The 17,446-nt window shown below is 64.2% G+C and carries 6 protein-coding genes; all 6 read right to left on the bottom strand.

The features are described from left to right. Nucleotides 1-3: 3 nt before the first annotated feature. Entirely contained in the window at nt 4-3,672 is a 3,669-nt protein-coding gene (locus AC5ZH6_RS26575; RefSeq protein WP_006368785.1) for a GTPase, read from the bottom strand. An 87-nt stretch (nt 3,673-3,759) separates the two neighbouring features. Continuing rightward, nucleotides 3,760-5,880 (bottom strand): DEAD/DEAH box helicase, encoded by a 2,121-nt coding sequence (locus AC5ZH6_RS26570; RefSeq protein WP_006368784.1) that lies wholly within the window; start codon nt 5,878-5,880, stop codon nt 3,760-3,762. 3 nt (nt 5,881-5,883) lie between these two features. Next, the gene (gene brxD, locus AC5ZH6_RS26565) at nt 5,884-7,209 is read right to left on the bottom strand and encodes a BREX system ATP-binding protein BrxD (protein WP_006368783.1); all 1,326 of its coding nucleotides are present in this window, start codon (nt 7,207-7,209) and stop codon (nt 5,884-5,886) included. Further along, nucleotides 7,206-10,043, bottom strand: a complete 2,838-nt coding sequence (gene pglZ / locus AC5ZH6_RS26560; RefSeq protein WP_006368782.1) for a BREX-2 system phosphatase PglZ — start codon at nt 10,041-10,043, stop codon at nt 7,206-7,208. The genes brxD and pglZ overlap by 4 nt, the downstream gene beginning before the upstream one ends. Further along, nucleotides 10,040-13,837: a DUF6079 family protein gene (locus tag AC5ZH6_RS26555; protein ID WP_020173080.1), complete on the bottom strand. Its 3,798-nt coding sequence runs from the start codon at nt 13,835-13,837 to the stop codon at nt 10,040-10,042. Before AC5ZH6_RS26555 ends, pglZ begins: the two co-directional genes overlap by 4 nt. Continuing rightward, the gene (pglX, locus tag AC5ZH6_RS26550) at nt 13,834-17,430 is read right to left on the bottom strand and encodes a BREX-2 system adenine-specific DNA-methyltransferase PglX (protein WP_006368779.1); all 3,597 of its coding nucleotides are present in this window, start codon (nt 17,428-17,430) and stop codon (nt 13,834-13,836) included. The genes AC5ZH6_RS26555 and pglX overlap by 4 nt, the downstream gene beginning before the upstream one ends. Nucleotides 17,431-17,446 lie beyond the last annotated feature (16 nt).

Raw genomic sequence — 17,446 nt, 5'->3', positions numbered from 1 at the left:
CTTTCACTCGTGGCGGACGTAAGGTGCGGCTGCGATGCTTTCTGAAACAGAATCCAGTCGGTAGCGCATGGTGTCGATTTGCACGCCCGTGGCCTCGGTGAGGACATCGAGACGCTCGCGCAGTTCGCAGAGCAGCTCGGCAACTGGGGCGACCGAGTCGATGAGCCCGCTACTCCCGGTGATCATCGAGTCCTCGATTTCTTGTGCTTGCCGATCGATGAGCCGCCGCGCCTCAGACTTTTCCTTCGCCCAGGCTTTGTGCGCCGAATGATCTTGGTACATGGCCACACCGTCGGCAACCGCGCCTACCGCCATGAGGATGGGACCAGCTTTGGCGAAGCGTTTGCTCGCCTTGACCGCACCCCACGGCTTGAAATTAACACCCAGCTTTTTCGCGGCAGGATAGAGGTATTTGCGCTGACCGAGGAGCTTTGCCGCGTTCGCGGCGTACTTGCCGGCATCACCAACTACCTTTGGTGCGTTCGCAAACGCGGCGGACTGCGCGGAGGGTGCGGCGACAGCCGTCTGAACCCCGGCGGACCATTGTGCAAGTGCTGATCTTCTGCCGATAACAGAAGTCTGGGTGTCGGCCCAGACTGCCAGATCATCTGCCGCTCTTGATGTCACGTCGTCGATGCGCTGGTCAAAGCTTGGGTCTTCATGCCAACTGTTGACAGCCTTCGCCAGTGCGGCACGATCAATGGTGCCGAGATTCTCAATATCTTGCCGCGCGACGTCCGCACCTTCGTTTATGGCCCTGCGTAGATTCTCGCGAACCTCGTCCAGGAGCACCCGGAGGTCGCCCAACCCGTTGGCCACTGCCGACAGGTCGTCAGTTCGACGAGTGTTCTCGTCGCTCAACGCGTCGCTGTCTGCGGTCAGTAGGTCGCGATACGCAAGTAGTGACGACATGGTCGCATCTGCTTGTCCGAGAAGAGTCCCGGTCAACACCTCCGCGTCGGTCGCGTGAGTGAACATATCGATCAAGGCCTGCACGCCATCCCACTCACGATGCGCACTGAAGCTCTCGCGCGTCGCGGTGCGATCCCCACCCACGATTCCATACGGATCAGCCGCGACGATGTGAATCTGACCCCTGTCGATTTCCACGCCTTGTGAGGCAAGGGTGGAAATGAGTTCGGCTGCTTTCTGTTCCCGGAGGTTCACGAAGTCCGAGGGCGCAGCGACTGGATCGACTCCGAGCTCGTCTGCGCGATTGATCACGAAGAGCGTTCGACTTCGCCTGCTCGGCGAATTGTGTCCGCCGTCGATCAGAGTGCGGATCAGTTCCGCATCGCCGATGAGCAGGTTCACTTGCAGGACGACGACAACCAGAGAGGCTCCGCTGAGCGACTCTCGCGCAGTCAGATCATGTGCGCTCGACCCGGACTGCAGGCCCGGCGTGTCGATGAGCCGATATCGGCCCACCTGATATTCACGTGCGCCAGACGTTGTCGCAGACGCGCGGATCTCGATTTCTTGGTCGATGTGCTCACCGGCTTCGAAGAGAAGACGACGGATCAGCGTCGACTTTCCCGCACTGTAGTCACCGAGAATGACAACTCTCGGACTTGCGATAGCCGAATCGTCTCCACTGCCGTGTACGAACTGTGCGCAACGTTTGAGCCAAAGATCTACTGCGGTCTGATCTACAGGCGCCCAAGCTTCTTCGAGGAATCCGACAGATTTGCCAGTGCCGTAGTCGAACTGGCTGACTGCGAGAGAGGTCGACGGATCGATATGGTTGCGCGGCTGCCCCGTCAGTAGCCAGTCTTCGCCGAGCCATACCTCCGCGTCACGGCTGAATGTCCTCGCATTCTCGACCGCCGACGTGGCTCGCGCGAGCACATCGTCGGCGGTTGGACCACTGCTTCGAGCGGGCGCAATCCCCTTCACGAGGCTTTCTGCGGTGAGACTCTGCGAGTGAACCCGCTGGTGGCGGAGTGTCTGTTCCACATGCTGGCGCAGGACTGGGCCAGCGGTTGCCCAGCTATGTCTGAGGACCGCTTCGCGAAGACGGGTGTCGAGCTCATCGAAATATCCATTGACGGTGTCGCGAGCGTCGCGGAAAGCGGCAGCGCGAGTCAGTGCCTGTTGGCCTTGCGCATGGAGCAGGAGTTTGCCTCCAGCGAAGTCTCCCGCAGCACCGACTGCCAGGATTCCCCAACCCGCCGGGGTGAATCCGAGCACCGCACCAGCCGCCCCCGCTCCCTTTGCCGCGGCCTGGACAACCCGGGTCGCCCGGTATGAAAAGCGGCCGACAGCTTGGGTGCTGACAGTCGGTTGCTGTTCGGCACCGGCCTTTGTGTGATCGCCGGGTACCAAATCCAGCTGTCTTTGCAGAAAGGTTTCATACGATTTCCACGCCAGTTCCTCTGCGGCGTCGATGCGAGCTGCGTCGAAGATCGCGTCCCGAACCTGCTGGGATGAGAGTTTTGCGCCGTTCAGGATCTTCTCGGTCACTTTCTCAGCCCGCCGATGCGAATCGGCGCGAACTGCTCCCAACGCAGCGGTGATGATGCCACGGCTGTGACGCGCCAGGCTCCCCTCGGAAGCTTCGGTGAATTCGCCGCGAATCTGTTCGAGTTGAGAGAACGCGGGCTCGCTGTCACCGAGTAGCGCGTTGCGGTCGGGGCCGTCGGGATATCCGAGCACCCTGAGTAACGTGGCGAGACCGCGCTCACCGAGTCCGATCGCCGTCGCACTCTCGTTGCGTTCGTTGATGATCTGGTTCGCAAGTCTCTCCCGGAGTGCGCGCATGCCTGCGTAGAGGGAAGTAAGTCGCAGTTCCGTGCCGCCGCTGGTGATCGAAGCGGCAAGAAGATCCTCGAGCACCTCGAAGTTCGATGCGTCATGCAGGTAGGCGATTCCGAATTCACTTCGGTTCGCGTCGAAATCCTTGGCGGACTGGCCCTGAAACGGCGTTGCGGCTCGCGCGAAGAGCGCCCGCTGAGTGTTGATGGCCACCACCGGGGCACCGCCGAGACCAATACGCGCAAGCTCGGTTCTGATGTTGTTGACATGCTCACGGACCGACCGTGAATGACGTTCGCGCTCCGAGATCCGGCTGACCTTGGCCGAGTGCCGCCAGCGTCGATTCCGTACGTTGAGGACGGCGATGGCAGGCTTCCCGAAGGCTTGCACCCACTGGGCAACTTTCGTGAACTCGGAGGCCTGCTGGCTTTGGGTGTCGAAGCAGAGCAGGACCACGTCGGCGGACTCGACTGCTTTCCGTGCTGCTTCCTCCAGATCTGCGCGTCGGCGGGTCCGGCCCCATCCGTTGATTCCCGGTGTGTCCCACAGTCGGCAACCATTCCAGTCGACGGGGATGACGTCGGTGGTGAAGTCACTGACACCGGGAGATACTCCGCTGCCGTCGAGCTGCCCGAACGCAGACAGGAGCGTGCTCTTGCCGGCGCCGGTCCTGCCGAAGAACGCGATGTTGAAGGTCGACAGCTGCTCTCGCTGTCGATCAAGGAGCAGGTGGGAGTCGCGCACATAGGCGTCGAAGTGAGCTGTCAACTCAGGCGCCGTCAACGACTCGCCGAGGTCGCGAATGAGTGCCTTCGACTCGAGTTCCAGCTCGTCGAGGGCCACAGCGCCGGCAGCTGTGGCTGCTGCCACTGCATCTATCAGCGACGACTTGGTGTCGTCGGAGCGCGCTTCTGTCACGCCGCGATCGTATCGGGCGTATCCGACAAGTTGAACCGTCGATGGAACATCGACACACTCAATGCCATGCGATCGGCTCCCTCTGAGTCAGCATTTCGCGAATGACACACGTCTCGTCAGAACCGATTCCGCGCCTTTGACGTCGACCACCCGTGCAGCGAGAGTCCGGCGCGCCAGGCCTTCCGGGAGCGCCGCCGAGAACTTCAGCCCGCTGATCGCGGCGCGATCGACATCCGGCAGAGGACGGTGCGAGCTGCCCCGCACCGAAGCCAATACGCGCGCGATGTCGTCGACTCGCAGGTCCGAGTGCAACCGGATCGACTCTCCGCTGATCCTCTGACGCCCGGGCACCAGCTCTCGAGTCCAGGCGGCGAGAGTGCGGTTGGCTTTGGTTCCGGCCCACGTCCACCACCGCCAGTCGCCGCGCACATCTCGCTCAATGACCAGGTTGGCCGGGTGAACGTGCGCCGAGCGCTGCGCACGGTAACCATCGAGCGCCTCGACGGCACGGCGTGACAACGTCACTCCCGAGGGTGTCTCTCCCAGCAGCACGCTGCGCACGCCGCGAGTGATCTCGAACGACAATCCGTCCGGTATCGATTGCCAGCGTGCAGTGCCGTGGATATCGGTGCCCTCCACGTACACCTGCCGTCGCTTCCAGTCGATATGGGTCACCTTCCACGATCGACCACCCAACAGCAGTACACGAGGGCCCTCCGTCCGCTGGGTCAGAACCCCGACCTCCACCATCCCGATCTCGTTGCGGCCCTCGAAGACCCGGAACTCGGGAGCCGCGGTGAACACCGCGAGGAGCTCCAGGAAATGACGCCGCCCGAAGTGTCTTTCGGCTTCCAGTCCGATGAAGGCGCTGCCGGCATCGTGGTCGAGGAACCCCGTGCTGAGCAGGTGGTCGAAGATCTCGTCGCCGTCCTCACCGAACAGCGGTAGATCGGCCCACTGATGCTGCCACCCGACGAGCGGAAGCCGTCGGGTCTGCAAGGCCGCCGCGAGGATCTGCTGAGCAGCGATGTGGCGAGGCTCGGGAGTGGCCACCACGGGCTCCACCCAGCCGGTCGCCCAGCAGTGCAGCATTCCCAGCGTCTGCGCGAGTGAAGCATCGTCGAGGGCCAAGAACAGACAGTTGCGGGTGGTGCCGGGTCGTCGACCGGTCCGGCCGAGTCGCTGTAGGAACGATGAGACCGTCCGCGGTGAGTTGATCTGGATGACCCGGTCGAGATCACCGACGTCGATCCCGAGTTCCAGCGTTGACGTCGCGACGATGACGCAATCGCGGGCCTCGGCAAAGGCCGCTTCGGATTCGCGGCGCTGCTGCGCCGATAATGACGAATGCGAGATGAACGTGGTGATGCCGCGGCTTCGCAGTGCCGTCCCGAGTTCCTCGGCCAACCGACGTGAATCGACAAACACGAGCCGTTTCTCGCCACGATGTAGTCCCGCGATGACCGTGGCAGCGTTCTCGGCGCTGCCGACGGCATCGACGGTGATCTCAGCACCCACCGCGGCCGACGCCTCCGGTGCCACCACTCGCCCACCGTCTGCCGCCCCTCCGCGGAGCCATCGCAGCAGTTCGTCAGGGTTACCGACGGTAGCCGACATCCCGATCCGCTGCAGCCGCCGGCGGGGGGCATTCGGCCCACTCGCATCGCTGATCAAAGACTCCAGCCGGGCAAGCACCGCGAGGAGGTGCCACCCTCGGTCGTCTCCGGCGAAGGCGTGCACCTCGTCGACGATCACGGTTCGGACGTCACCCAAGAACTGTTGTGCATCAACGCTTTCTGAAACCAGCATCGATTCGAGGGATTCAGGTGTGGTGAGCAGGATATCGGGTCGGTCCCGGGTGATCCCGCGACGGGCTGCCTGCGACACGTCACCGTGCCACACCGACGCACTACGTCCCACCCACGCGGCGTAATCGGCGAGACGTGGGCCCAGATTGTTCAGCAGCGCCTTCAACGGGCACACATACAGCACCGACGTCCCGGCCCACCGGTGCTCCTGCATCCGCGTAAGTACCGGGAACACCGCTGCCTCGGTCTTGCCGCCGGCCGTCGGAGCGAGCAACAGCGCGTCCCCACCTCCGACGATGGCGGGAATGGATTCCTCCTGCAGCGGCCGAAGACCAGGCCAGCCAAGGGTATTGACGATGTGATGCTGGATCGCCGGGTCGAGGGACTCAAATCCGCTCATCGGCTACAACTCGATGTCGTCGGGCGATGCCGCGGCGCGTTCGGTATCGGTGAGTTCGCTGCCCGAGACCGTCAGCGCGTAGTCGCGCCGAGGATCGAAGTCGGCGTGTAGGTCCACCCGGTCGAGGACGTCGACGACGAGCTTCTTGACGAAAAGTCGCGGCGCCACCCCCACCTGCCCGCCCAACTTTCCTGCCAGCGCTCGTGCGAGATCCCCGATGTAGGCATCATCGACCACGGCCCGGATGCGCGTCGGGTCTCCGGCGCCGTCGGCGTACACCTCACGGACCCGGGTACCGACCTCGACGAGCCGGTCAATATCGAAGTTGCGCAACCGGATCTGTGGTGCGCGCGGATTGTCGAAGCGCGGGTCGGTGGTGAAATCGGTCGCCAGACGCTGTGCGAGCGGCGGCAGGGACTGCACACCCATCCGGCCGTCGAAGAACGCCGGAGTGCCGGTGATCAGCAAGTACAGGCCGGGGTAGCGCCCGGAGTCGAGCTCGTCGATCCACTGTCGCAACGCATTCAGCGCCTTTGCCCGGCTGTCGGAGCGCATGCGCTGGATGGTCTCTACCTCATCGATCACCAGGACCAGCCCAGGATGCCTGGCGCCCTTGAGTACCGCGAGCAGACCCTGCAAGAAGCCCATCGCCAAGAAGTGGTCGACGTCTTGGCGGACTCCGGCGGCGCGTTTTGCTGTGGCGGCCACGTGGGGCTGGCCGCCGAGCCAGGCGATCAACGCATCGGCGGTGACCGCGTCACCCGACTCCACCGCGCTGCGGTATGCACGTAACACCATGGGGTATACCGGTGCTGCAGTGGCCACCGCCGCGAGTCGCTGTTCGAGCAGCGCGCCGACTTCGTCCGCGGTCGGTACATCGCCGGCTACCAAGGCAGCGGCGTCATTCTCGATCTCGAACAGCCACGCATCGATGACGGACCGGAATGCCGATGGCGCGAAGGCCGATGTCCGAAGCGATTCCGTGGTCCGCCGATACACCGTCTCCAGCTTGTGCAGCGGTGTCTCCAACTCGCTGACCTGTACCTCGGCGACAGCGAGGCCCTGTCGTATCGCCCGCTGCTCCACCCATCGGGCGAAAAAGGTCTTACCCGAGCCGTATTCGCCGCGCACTGCCTTGAAGACCGACCCGCCGGCCGCCACTGCCGCGATCTCGTCATCGATCGTCGGAGCAAAGGAATCGATACCGACGGCCAGTACGTCGAGGTTGCCCGATGGCACACTGCCCTGGCGCAACGCGGTCAAGATCTCACGGCGCCGCACGGGTGACAGACCGGTCGGAGCCGGCCCGTTCGGAGACGACCCACTCATGGGCTCACCCCGAACTGCTCGAACAGTAATGCCGAAGAAATCGTCACGTCGTCACCGTGTTGCGCGATCACCGACACACCGTCGATGTTGAACACCTGGCTCAGGTGCGCGACCGCCCCACGGGCCTGTGCCGGACGCAGTCCGAGGATCTCGGCCACCCTGCTCATCGGCAGCACGCCGTTGGCCGCCTGAGATTCCCGGAGCAGCGACCCCACCGACTGGTGCGTGAGCGTACGACCGAACTGCTTGAACTGACTGAGGAACAGTCCGCTGGTGAGAAGTCGACCGATCGGATCGAATGCCGCGTCGGCGACCGCATCATCCGCCGTTGAGCCCGCAGGGGTTTCACCGACGTCGAAGAGTGATTCCTGTCCCGAGGTCGGAGCAGGCTTCGCGTTCTTGGCCGGTCGCTTCGCCGGCGCAGGAGCTGGTGACGGCGTGACCGGCGCGGGCAGCGGAGTCGGCGCGGCATCATCGAGATCCCACCATGACGGGGGAGCGAAACCCGAGGGAACCAGCGGCAGTGACGAGCGAATGGCACCGTTGACCAGAATCGAGACCGGGATACTCACCTCCGAGAGGGCTGCCCCGCCGTGATATCCGGCCTTGAGCCCGGTGTAGCGAAGTTGCTCATCGACGGCGAGGACGGCGCGATGATCGTCGGTGAGTACGCGTTCTCCGTCGACGAGCATCTCGCCATCTGCTGCAGGTGTTCCCGACGCCCCGCGGTAACGTGCCGAGATCTGATCTCCGCGTTGCACACTGGGCTGCTCACGACGCTCCACCACATGGCCGTGGTCGCTGACGAGCACCACCGTCCGGCCGACGGCGGCCGCCTCGGTCAACAGCGCGTCGAGGTGTTTGAACGACGAAACCGTCCACGAGGACCCGATCGGATCGGACCGATCCAGCGCGTCGTCGATGTCGTTGAGAACACACGCAACCACTGTGCGGCTGGCGGTGTCCTGTACGGCTTGGCGAACGTCGAGCGCCAACGAGTGTCCCTTCGATACCGCGTCGAGGTCGGCCTTGTGGAACAGCACTTGCCCCTGGCCGCGTAATCCTCGCTGCTGCAACCAGTCCGCGAAGCCCGACCGTTCGCGATCTTGACTTCCGGCTGCAAGGGCGCCGGTCAACAACGAGCACCGCGAGAACCTGGTGACGCTCGGGAGCACCGACAGCGCAGTGAGCGGGCCGTCGTCGTCGGCGCGGATGCAGTCCTGCCATTGCGGACGCCGGTGCCGGGTGGCATCGGTCACGACGTCGTTGGCGGACGCGACGTCCATACCGTCGGCGACGATGAGGAGCACCGGCGAGCGGGACGGTTCGCTGCCGCCGAGTCCGGCGCCGGTGGCGCCATGATCGCGTGCCGTGAGTGGCAGAACCACGGCGTCGAGGATGTCCTCGGCGTAGAGCGGTGCACCCGAACCGGATTCGCGGTGCACGCCGGCGGCTGCCAGACGTGTCGCGAACTCGCGATCCATCTGCGCGCGTCGCGTGCGGACTGCTCCGAGGAGTTGGTGAACGGCGTGTGCGAGTCGCGGGTTGTCGGCACCGATGTGGGCACGATTGACCGCACTGTCGACCCACGACCAATCGGTGCGGTACCGAGTCAGCCATTCCGACAGTGTCGCGGGGTGTTGCCACGGTTCGACCAATCGGCGGATCAAGCGCAACGCCGCAGCCCCCACCGGAACGTCTCGGGGGGCGGTGGCTGCATCGTGATCGCGGTGTGCGCGCACGGCGGCCCACGCATTGTCGACCGGGGTGAGATCCACCGGGTTCACATCCGCAGCGGTGTCACCCCCTACGGCGTGCTGTGTCGCAATGGCCAACCGGCTTGCGAACGCTGCGATACGCACCACGAGCGCCGACGGCAGAACATCGGAGCGAGCCACCAGCGGCTCGGCGTGGAGTTCGGTGACCAACGCTTCGGCCGCGGTGAGCGCCGGTCCGGGATCGTGGGCGCCGGCCACCGCCAGGGTCGCCACCGCGCCCCACGCGGCGAGCTGCGATTCGGACAGGACGACGTCGTCCACCTTCATCTCCAGCCGAGTGCGAATACGCGGGATCGATTCGGCCGCATCCTCATCGGGCTGCGGTGTGCCGGCGACCACGCCGGCGATCAGACCGAGCGGCACGATCGATGCCGGTCCTTGGCGCCGCCATGCCGACATCAACATCGGCCCCAGCTCGCCGAGCTGCCGGGTGAGCCAAAGGAGGTACCGCTCGACGAGCGCCGGATGCGCATGCTCCGCCCACGCCGTGTAGCGCTGCGTCGCCACCGGATCCATCGACCACCGGGCCACGTGATGGGGGGTCATGTTGGCACGGGCGAGGTCGAACTTCCGCTGGCCGAGCTCGGTGAAGACGTGGTCGTCGGTCAGCACCCCGCCGGGCGCCGGGGTGGGCTTTTCGCCGATCTCCCGGAGCATCGCCCGAGCGATCTCTGTCTGGTCGCCCAAGAGACCGAACTCTTGCTTGGATGCAGCAAAAACGTTGCGCAACAAGGGGAACGGATCGAGGTTGCGGAGTCGGCCGGTCACCAGGTGCTCGGCGATTCCCGCGGGAATCTCCGTGGACGGCCGGTCGGTGAGAATCACCAGCCAATCGGTCTCGGTACGCCGTCGCAGCACGTCACGGATGGCGAGCACACTGGAAGCGGTGGTGATCAGTACTCGCGTCCCGGCATGGGCGAGTTCCGCGGGACCCGCCCAGTGCGGGACTGCCGCCACCGCAACCACGCCGGGGCGGTAGTTCTTGCCCGAAAGTTCACCGATCACGCCCTTGATCGACGCGAGATCAGCCTCCGGCAAACCCGTTGCAGTGGTCATCGCGCCGCAGTGGCTCCGGTCGACTCGGTGACGGTCACCGTGAAAGTGGTACCGGGATGAGCGGCCAAGAGCTCAGCGAGCTTGCGTTCCACGGTCGAGAAGCCTGACGGATCGGACACCTCCATCTGGAAGGCTCGCGGACCCGGCGGCGGTGGTGGTGGAGTGGGCTGCGGATCGTCGACGACCGCGGGTCGCTGGCTCAATCGCCGATCGACCCACGCGTCGCGACGCTGGCCGACTCTCGCCAGAGCGGCAACCAGCGGAATCGTGAGCTCGTGGCTGACGAGTGCGTCGTCGAGTTCTGCGACGATACTCGCTGCGTCTCGCCCGTCCTCCGTCTCGGACTCGGTGCCGGCGCATGTCAACAGCGGTTCGAGCCTACGGAAGGTGAAGGCCTCGACGGCATCGGCAACGGCACCTTCTGTTCCGAGCGCCCTACTGGCCTGTACATCGGTGGCACCGCCGAGATCGGCATCGGCAACACGGGCCACGATCTCGAGGTTGTTGAGCGTGGCCAACTCCGGCGCGAAGAGCCCGTCGAGTGCTGTTGCCGTGGACAACCGGGCACCACCGTCCAGATGCCGCGCGGAGTAGGCCTTCTCGAGTGCACGCGCGAGACGGGTACGACGCACTGCTCGCTCGGAGGCGTACGCTCGCACATCCCCGGCGAATGCCGCGACATTCGACGGAGTGAGGAAGTCGTTGACCCGTCGGCCGGTGAGTGTGGTCCAGCGAGCAATGGCCGAGACCCACACCTGCCGATCGGGCAGTTGCTCGATCCGCAGCGCCAGCCCACGCCGCCGGAAGTCACCGAGAGCAGGCTCGGCGACGGCTGATCCGTGCAGAAACCACGACCGCCGTGTCTGCGCTGCCCACGCGCCGGTGATCAGGTCGATGACGTCGTCGGTGAGGCCGCGCCGGGGACCGGAGGTGACGATCGCGGTCCGTACCGCCTCCACCGGTACCTCGGAGTCCGATGCCGCACCCGACTCGTCCGTCGACACACCGGCGCGACCCAGCTCCTGAGTGATGCGTGTGCGCCAGCCGGCGAACTGATCGGCTGAGAAGATCAGGTGGGTTTCGCTTGTCTTGGCCAGCCCCAGCGGGCTGACGATGCGCCGCACGGTCTGGATATCACTGCGATCCAACGCCAGTCGACCTTCGGGATCGGATTGGGCCTCCCGCAACCGGTCCAGCGTCATCGACAACTCTTTGCGGGTGATCAGCTTGTCGGCCGGGGTGAAATCCGGATGATCGGGATACAGGGCGGTGAATGCATCGGCGATCAGTCGGTCGACAGCCTCACCGAGGGTGGTGCCGATCGGCGGCTGCGCCACGAAGCCCTCGTGCAGCGACCGCAACGGCGGCTGATCGGCGAACAACGCCGCGTCGGCGCCCGCTGTCGACGCCACACCGTAATAGACCTGGATGGCCGAGCCGAGCTGGCTCCGCAGCTGCGACTGCTGTTGCTGCAGAATCGATCGCGCGGCCGGACGGTCGGCCTCGGCCAGCTCGTTGGCGAAGCTCGCCCACCTGTCGCCGGCGAGAACGTAGTTGAGGATCACCAGCCGACCGAGTTGACGGGTGATCTTCTCGGGGAAGAACGCCGGCGTCCAGCAGATGGTGAACCGGTCGGTGGCCGTGCGCATGAGTGCGTCGATGCGATCGTGATCTTCGGCGGTGGTGTGTCCGGCCTCGTCGAAGGGGAGGTCGACGATCATCCGCAGCACTCCCTCGCGGGACGGCCGGAATGCCTCATCGGAGAGGTAACCGTGGTCGCGGATGTTGCCGAACACCACTTCCACGTCACGGCTGGTGGCCCGCCAGGTGACGGTCCGTAGGTAGGCACCGTCGACGGTCTGTTGGGCGCCGGCCACGCCGAAGTACTCACTGAGCAACTCGCGCATCAGTTTTCGACGTTCACCATCGGTGTCGTTCTCGCGGCCGCGTTCGATGATCCGCTCGTAGTCCACCGATTCCAGGGTCACCGAGAAGATCGGGTTGGCGTCGCCGGAGACGGTGACCTCGGGGACGTCGGCTGCCCACCGCCGAACCTTGGTGACGATCTGGCCCACCTGATCGCCGGGTACCAGGCTGATGATGCTGCCGTGATTGAGTGACGCGAGCCGTGAGGCGTCGATCTGCTTGAGCGCGGGCACATTCGGCGCGAGCGCCGACATCAGCAGTGTCTTGGCGATCCGGATGTCGGCGCGCAAGCCGGCGGGAACGTCGGCGTCGGCGGTATCGGGGTCGACGCCGGCCTGCGTGAATAGTAACGGGCGAAGCTTCTCGAACCACAGGGTGCGCGCCGTCTTGAAGCTCTGGGCGACGGCGTCGTTGATCGGAGTGCTTCCGGCGCTGTCGATGATGTAGTCGAACGCCTCACCCACCGGGATCACGTTCTCCACGGTGAGCCGGTCGGCGTTGTCCTCCAGCATCTGCTTCATCACCTTGAGCGCAGTACGTTCGCGTTGCATCACCCCGGAGAGGCTGCGCAGCGTCGCGATGAGCGCCGGCGAGAACGGGTAGGTGAGGGTGAACGCGGCGGAATCCGAGCCGCGGTGCACATCATCGGTGTTGACCCCGTCGAGCAGCACGTCCCACACCTTGGGGTTGCGGTCGATGGCTGCGAAGGCGGCGTCGAGCCATTGCTGAGCCTGTGCGTCCCGCACCTTCAACAGTCGCTTGTGGGCGATGTACGGCAGGTTCTCGTCGCCGAGAACCACATTCGCGAAACGTCCGGCCTGGTGTCGGATGGCTTGTTCGGCTGCCTGCTGGGTGGCGCCCGAGTCGGTACCGGTGGCCACCCATCGGGTGAGATCAAACTGCCGGGCCACAAACGAGATCACCGGGAGCGCAAGGCGCCCCCGGCTGGTCTCGACGAGCTTTGTCAGCTTCTGGACCTCGCCGTTGAAGCGCTCCCGCTCGGAGATGATGAACGACAGCCAGAGCATCAGCTCGTCGAGCAGCAGCACCACGCCCTGGTAGCCGAGCCCCTGCGCGTGCGAGGCGATCACCGCAAGGCCGTCCTCGAGTGGTAGCCAATCGGTGTTGCGCGAGTAACTGGTGAAGTACGTGCCGATCAGGGCCTGCTGTAGCCGCGCGCGCGCGGCCGGGTCGGCGTCGGCCGCACTCGCCTGCGCGTATGTCTCGGCGTTCCACACTCCCACCGACACATTGGCCTTACCCCAGTCGACGGTTGCTCCGGTAGAGGCGGAGGAGCCGTTGAGCGTGGCAAAGAACTTCTCGTCGCCGTCGGCGGCCCGTCGATTGTCGGCGTCGGTGAACAGTCCGCCGGCCGAGTGCAGCACCGGCGGTGCGGTGTCGGGGTGTAGGGTGGCGATCTGCTGCAGGTACTGGCTGAACAGTGCGGACTCGACGGTCTCGGCTCCGAGGAAGTGAAAGGTCAAGCGCAGCAGCTTCTTCTGCTCGATAGCCGAGTGCTTGACGATGATCGGCTGGAGTTCGGGCACGGCGAGTGCCTGCGGGGCGTGTCCGAGGATGGCGTACAACACGGCCATGAAGTGCGATTTACCGGAACCGAAAGACCCGTCGAGAAATGCCGCCTTGTTCTCTCCGGTGCGCAGCCCCTCGTCGACCACCCCGAGGGCGACGTCGAACGCCTCGGCCAACGCCGGCGTGACCACATAGGAGTCGATGGTCTGCGTGAGTTGCGCGTCGCCCACCGAGTCCGACAGCTTGAGGACGTAATCGTTGCGTCCCGCGGATTCGGTGATGTCGAAGACCTCACGCAGGGTGTGCGCGGGCCCGGAAGCGGTTCCTGGGAACATCATTGACCTGCCTTCGTCTTTCGGCCACGAACCGGTGCGGGTGCGCGCCACTGCCCGAGTTCGCTGACCGGCACCCCGACCGTCTGTGACTTCTCCTGCAACTGGCTAGTGAGGTACTCGTGCAAGTCGATGCCCAGGTTCGGGTCGACTCCGCTGTGCCATTGCTTGACCCACGGCAGCAACTCGGCGATGCCGGCGACGATCGGCACGAGCTTCTCGCGCTCGATGCCCTCGGACTCACGCATGGCGTAGATCGCGGCGAGTGCCACACCCTGCTGCGCGTGATCCCATCCAGCCCAACCGAGCAGCGGAGTCGGGTCGGTTTCGCGTCCGGCGTCGGGGTAGAGAATGAATCGCTCCTTGGGCACGTCGAGCTTGCCTCGATGCGACCAGTACGCGGTCTTACGGAAGTCCGCGGTGGTGTACTTCGGTGGGACCGGGATGTCGGTCGCGGAGATCACACCAGCATCCTCGTCGCGCTGCATGTCCCAGACGCGTTCCCACTCAGCCCGTTTGCGCAGTCCGGAGTCTTTGTAGCGGTATGCCGCCAGATAGGGCACCGCCTGATCGTCGAGCAACTTCACCAGAGTTTCGGTGACCGGCGCATCTTTGTATCCGGCCCACAGGTCGAGTCCCTGCACGAACTCTGCGTCACGCCCGAGTGCCCCGGCCAGCTCACCCACCGACTGTGGTTGCGGCAGGCCCTGCGCATTGACCCACAGCTGCGGCTGCTCGATCTTGTCGAGCAACCAATCCCGCAGCGCACGCTGCAGTTTGGTGTCCCACGATTCGCCGGCCCATCGACGCTTGTACTCAGGCCGCTCCAGCAGCCGGATGTACGGGTTGTTCTCAATGGCGTCGAGACGACGCTGCACGAGGTTGCGGTAGTCCTGCGGCCAGTGGGAGGGGATCTCGGTGATCGGAGTCGAGCCGTGTCGTTCAAACCATGCGGTCTCGACCTCCCCTGCCGCCATCCGACGGGCCAGAGCGATCTCGAAGGCGCGCTCGCCGAGCGCGAGGCCGGGGCCCGGATTGCCTTCGGGGGGGTTCAGGTTTTGGTCGATCAGGCCGTAGAGCTGGTAGACCTCCCAGTCGAGGTTCTCCTGATCGCGAATCATGCTGGCGCGGATGGCCGCGCTCTGCTCCCGCGCGGCGTTCAGGGCTTCTCGGGAGGGGCCATTAGCCGCGAGCGTTGCCGCAGGTTCAACCCGAGCAGCGCCGAGCGCAAGATCATCGAGGTCCGACGCGGAGAACCCTGGCAAACCTTCCGGCAGGGGAAAGTCGAGCAGGGTAGTTACGTTGAACTGGTAAGTACGGGCCCACGCATGACTGGCGGCACCGCCCTTCGCTTTCGTCTTTTGTTTGAGCCAAAACAGCGCGGTCGAGCTGTTTAGCACTCCGAGCAATCCGAAGTGATCTTCCTCAGTTGAACTCTCCGGCAGTTTGATTACAGGTGCAGTACGATTGAACACCTTGCCACCGCGGTCGAGAACGAAATGATTGTGGCTCTCTATTTCGGCGAAGGTGATGGTCAACGGTGACCTAAATCTGTTCCTGAAGAACATTGAATACTCGAACCATTCCAAGCCCCGTTCAATCTGAGTGCTCCCATAAGCCACTCGCCCACTGAGAATAGTTCTTACCGGCCACAGAAATCGCTGAATGTTAGGGTCTTTTAACGCACTGAGCGTTTGCAGGTGGTATGGCCAAATGCTCTCGATAAGATCGTTGAGGTTCCAGTCCCGGACATCCTCTCCCAGGACCATAGGGCGTCGCTGATCCGCCGGAATCCCCGCACGACGAAGGGTTCCCAACCCCACCATATATGCTGAATCCTCGCGAGTGACCGCACCAAAGCCAACCTCTTCGACAATCTCAGACAATAACCGACCAGCATGCGCGTCGACGGCCGCCATCAATTCGACCGCACCACCACCCGCCAGACTCCACGGATGTTGCGAGAGGTTCACGCGCGGTAAATCAACAACCGAGATCCACTGATCTTCGAACCCCGGTTCGTCGACGTGTTCGACAATCGACTCCCAGTAGGGCCCGTAGCCACCTTCTCCTACATCCTCCGGAACTTCCCGGACACCCATGCTCTGAACTGTCCGCACCACCGTTGAAACCGGTGCTCGGTTTCGGCCAATGAGGATCACGGTCGGGGTTCCATCCATATTGTGCCCTGGTATCCAGGCACCTTCGGAATCGACTACGCTCGTCAAGTCGAGCTGTGGGAAAAAATCTTCGATCAGAGGTATCCCGTACCTCCTTTTCATGAAAGCGTTTGACGTTATCTGGCCGACCCAACCGGGTCGGTCGCTGCGCTTGGCCAGTGCAAAGAATCGCTCCATGAACGGCACCGTCAACGCGTACGCGCCCTTGCAGTGGCTGTAGATTTCCCGGTACCGCGCGTTGAGCGCCTTGTCGCCGACGGTGATGTACGGCGGGTTGCCGACCACCACGTCGTACTGCCCCAGTGTCAGCAACGACTGCAACCTTTCACGGTCTTCGGTGGAGTACGCGAATCCGCTTGCTACAGCATCTTTGTCGACGAAGCCGCCTGCTGGGTCGAAGGCATGTTGTCCATCGCGTTCAGGACCGAACAACAGCGAGTCCCCGGTCGCGAGATTCAACGTGTACTTCGGGACGTTCACCAGATCGCGATCGCCGGAGGCTTTCATGGCCGCCACGATCAGCCGGAACTTGGCGATGGCAACGGCGAACGGGTTGATGTCGACGCCGTGCACCGACGCCAAGGCTTTGTCGGCCCGAGCCCTCGGCTCCATTCCGGGCGCGGCTTCTTCCCATCTCTGCACCAGGCGTGTGAACGCACCGAGGAGGAAGTGGCCGGACCCGCAGGTCGGGTCGATGAGCGTGAACCCTTCCAGCGGTCGCTCTTTCAACGCGGGCTCCATCGTGCGGTCGAGGATGAACTCCTCGACGAACTCCGGTGTCTGGAGGAGCGCGTACTTCTTCTTCGCGTAGTCGGAGAGATCCTGATACAGGTCACCCAGGAAGCGGGTCGAGAGTTCCGGATCGGCGAAACTCCATCGAAGCGCGCCGTCGTCATCGGTGCGGCGCCAATAGGCGAGAAGCTGCTCGATCGCGTATGACGACGGTGCGATGAGACCGATCGCGGCGTGGTCGTCCACCAAGGACGCGGTACCCGGGTTGGCGCGAAGCGCCGCGAATCCCTGCTCAAGCCACTCGCGATACGAGCGGGTGCCCTGCTCGGCGCCGCGCTCTTCACGGTAGAACTGGTCTTCCGCGTCGAGTGCACGTTGCCGGAGTGCTGGTGTGGGTCCGGCGATCCACACCGCGGTCGGTCCGAGCAGCAGATTGTCTTCGCAGAAACGCACAAATACCGATGTGAGGAGCCAGCCGACGGCGGCCTGTACGAGGTGGTCCTCAACGAAGTCGGTCCACGAGGCGGCGGTGCGTTCCTGTGTACGTGCCTGTTGGTGTTCGGACTTCCACGCGGCGGTGAGATCGGCGTCGGCGTCGAGTTCTGCGCGCATGTCCTCGACCAGCAACGCCAACTGTGGCTTGAGGTCTGCCGTCAGCTGCGATCCTGCGATGGTGGCGAGGGACATGGCAGTGCGGCTCCTT

It is taken from the genome of Gordonia sp. YC-XJ4 (assembly GCF_059511865.1).
The sequence above is the reverse complement of the archived record's forward strand: the minus strand, read 5'-3'. Positions and strand labels throughout refer to the sequence as shown.

Excerpts from the sequence above, each read along its gene's own strand:
- AC5ZH6_RS26570 (WP_006368784.1), bottom strand. The coding sequence starts at position 5,880 with ATGAGCGGATTTGAGTCCCTCGACCCGGCGATCCAGCATCACATCGTC.
- brxD (WP_006368783.1), bottom strand. The coding sequence starts at position 7,209 with ATGAGTGGGTCGTCTCCGAACGGGCCGGCTCCGACCGGTCTGTCACCC.
- pglZ (WP_006368782.1), bottom strand. The coding sequence starts at position 10,043 with ATGACCACTGCAACGGGTTTGCCGGAGGCTGATCTCGCGTCGATCAAG.
- AC5ZH6_RS26555 (WP_020173080.1), bottom strand. The coding sequence starts at position 13,837 with ATGATGTTCCCAGGAACCGCTTCCGGGCCCGCGCACACCCTGCGTGAG.
- pglX (WP_006368779.1), bottom strand. The coding sequence starts at position 17,430 with ATGTCCCTCGCCACCATCGCAGGATCGCAGCTGACGGCAGACCTCAAG.